General features: G+C 70.8%; 2 protein-coding genes. Both read right to left on the reverse strand.

Annotated elements, in window-relative coordinates:
- Window positions 1-46: 46 nt before the first annotated feature.
- The gene (locus ACFVZW_RS22475; RefSeq protein ID WP_384523898.1) at window positions 47-1,477 is read right to left on the reverse strand and encodes an MFS transporter; all 1,431 of its coding nucleotides are present in this window, start codon (window positions 1,475-1,477) and stop codon (window positions 47-49) included.
- A gap of 82 nt (window positions 1,478-1,559) precedes the next feature.
- Entirely contained in the window at window positions 1,560-2,129 is a 570-nt protein-coding gene (locus ACFVZW_RS22480; protein WP_384523900.1) for a TetR/AcrR family transcriptional regulator, read from the reverse strand.
- Window positions 2,130-2,316 lie beyond the last annotated feature (187 nt).

Here is a 2,316-nt window from a genome sequence, read left to right on the forward strand (position 1 = left end):
AGGGGCGGCAGCGTCAGTTGTGTCAAAGACACCGCCGCCGCTTCGGTCACACCGCGGCGAGGGGCCGCTCCTCGGGGTCCTTCGCCGGGGCCGCCGGCACTGGCCGGCGCCTCGGGATGAAGAGGGAGGCCACCGCCCCCAGGGCCACCGCTCCCGCGCCGACCCACAGCGCGGGTACCAGGCCGTCGACGAAGCTCCGGCCGGACTCGTACCCGCCCTGCGCAGCGAAGATCGAGGCCATCACCGCGACGCCCAGCGCTCCGCCGACCTCGCGCAGCGCGTTGTTGGCGCCGGACGCGATGCCCTGCTCCGACGGGCGGACGCTGGACATGACGAGGTTGGCCGCCGGCGCGAAGTACAGCGCCATGCCGATGCCGCTCACGACCAGCGCGGGGAGCTGGACGGCGTACGAGGCGTCGGGGGTCAGGACGAGCGCGAACCAGGCGAGGCCGAGCGCCTGGAGGGCGAGGCCCGCGGCGACGACCGGGCGGCCGCCGATCCGATCGGAGAGGGCGCCCGCGAGCGGCGCGACGAGCATCGGCATTCCGGTCCAGGGCAGCATCCGCAGACCCGCCTCGGTCGGCGAGTAGCCGAGCACGCCCTGCATGTACTGGCTGAGCAGGAAGATCGAGCCGAACATGCCGAGGAACATCAGCAGGCTGGCCGCGTTGATCCCGGAGAAGGCGCGGTCGCGGAAGAGCCGCATGGGCAGCATCGGCGCCTTGCCGCGGATGCCGTGGCGGATGAATCCGCCGATGAGCGCGGCGCCGGCGATCAGTGCGGTGAGGACGGTCATGGAGGTCCAGCCGTCGATCGGGCCGCGGATCAGCCCGTACACGATGCCGAACAGGCCGCTGCTGGCGAGAAGCGTGCCGACGACGTCGAGGCGGGCGCCGGTGCCGTGCGACTCGGCGAGCCGCAGCCGGGCGAGCGGGAGCAGGGCGAGGCCGAGCGGGACGTTCAGCCAGAAGATCCACTGCCAGGAGATGTGCTCGGTGAGGGTGCCGCCGATGAGCGGGCCGGCGGCGACGGCGAGGCCGTTGACGGCGCCCCAGATGCCGAACGCCATCCCGCGCTTGGCGGCCGGGACGGCCGCGGTGAGCAGGGTGAGGGTGAGCGGCATCATGATCGCGGCGCCGACGCCCTGGACGGCGCGCGCGGCGATCAGGGCGTCGATGCCGGGGGCGAGCGCGGCCGCGGCGGAGGCGACGGTGAAGACCGCGATCCCGATGCCGAAGAGCCGGCGGCGGCCGAAGCGGTCGCCGAGGGCCGCGCCGAACATCAGCAGGACGGCGAAGGTGAGGGTGTACGCGCTCACCGTCCATTCGAGGTCGTGCAGCGCTCCTCCGAGGTCCTCGCGGATCGAGGGCAGGGCGGTGGTGACGACGAGGTTGTCGAGGGCCGCCATGAAGCCGGCGACGCTGGTGATGACGAGGGCCCAGGCGGCGGAACCGCGGCGGGCTGCTGGCTGGTTCATTACTGCCCCTCAGGTCTCAGGTTAGTTATTGATGACTAACTTTCGCGATCATGAAAAAGCGGTACGCATCACATGGCAGGCGCTACTTCTCCAGACGGCCGAGGCGACGGGCGGAGGGATAGAACCCTTCCCAGACCCGGTGCTCGGGCGGAAATCCCATGGCGACGAGGGTGTTGATGAGCATGCCGTACGCCAGGAAGGTCGTGGTCTCGTTGGCGTCCGCGCCGAGCGGCAGGTGGACGGTCTCCCAGAGCTCCATCCAGCCGGCCCGGACCGCCTCGCCGAACTCGTGGTCGCCGGCCTCCTCCGCCGCGGCCACCGCGACGTACACCTGCATCTGCATCAGGAGCCGGTCCGGCTGCTCGGCGATGAGCCGGGTGTAGGCGTTGGCCATGGCATGCAGGGCCTCCTCCCCCGTCAGCCCCTCGACGGCCTCCCGGAAGACTCGCCGGGTGTCCTCCAGACAGCGCTCGGACGCCGCCAGGAAGATCGCCTTCTTGCCGGGGAAGAGGCGGAAGAGGTACGGCTGCGAGACACCGACACGGCGGGCGATCGCCTCCGTGGAGGTGCCGTGGTAGCCACCGCGGGCGAACTCCTGCATCGCCGCGCGGATGACGCTCTCGCGCCGCTCCTCCGCACTCATCCTGACCATGGAACTAAGTTAGTACTCAATCACTAACTTGGTCAAGGGAAGCGTGAGGGCTTGCCCCAAGGAGGAGGGGGTGTTGCGCGTTAACACGTGGCCCCCCCACCCGAAGGCGAGGGCGCGCAGCCCGGAAACCACCCCAACCGGCAACCACAACGTCCGCACGGGCCACCCAACCCACAGGCACGTCAAA

Source organism: Streptomyces sp. NPDC059567, assembly GCF_042735655.1.
Lineage (GTDB): Bacteria > Actinomycetota > Actinomycetes > Streptomycetales > Streptomycetaceae > Streptomyces.